Origin of the sequence: Streptomyces sp. SID3212 (genome assembly GCF_009865405.1) — a bacterium.
GTDB lineage: Bacteria > Actinomycetota > Actinomycetes > Streptomycetales > Streptomycetaceae > Streptomyces.
The window spans coordinates 1-394 of the sequence record NZ_WWJY01001001.1 but is presented as its reverse complement, the minus strand read 5'-3'; the positions used below and the strand labels follow the sequence as shown (position 1 = coordinate 394).

1 pseudogene is annotated in these 394 nt (G+C 71.8%); it reads right to left on the bottom strand.

From position 1 onward, the window contains the following. A pseudogene (locus tag GT042_RS29630) lies at positions 1–273 on the bottom strand (type III effector protein); the annotation flags it as partial. Between the last annotated feature and the right edge of the window lie 121 nt (positions 274–394).

Genomic DNA, 394 nt, shown 5'->3' with positions numbered 1-394 from the left:
GGCGAGGTCCGCCCAGCTCGCACCCGCGCCGCGCGCCGTCTCGACCAGGCCCGATTCCCATGTCGCGAGCTGATCCCGTACCTGGCGCAGCAGCAGCAGCGCGTCCAGGACGGGCCGGGGATCCGGCCCGCCGTCGTCGGGTGCGTCGGGCGCGTGGCTCCGGGCCGTCCGCAGGGCCTGGTCGATCGCTTCGAGGGCCGCCGCGGTGGCGAGGAAGGACGCCGGACCCGGCGCCTGCGCCGGGCCGGGATCGGGCTGGTCGGCCGCTGTCATGCGGGTCTCCTCCGGTCGTGTCATCCATCGGACGACACTCTGGTTGTCATCCGATGGATGACATGCTACAACAGATCGCAGACGAAGCGCATGGGCAGTACAGCCCGGACCTTGGAGGTGT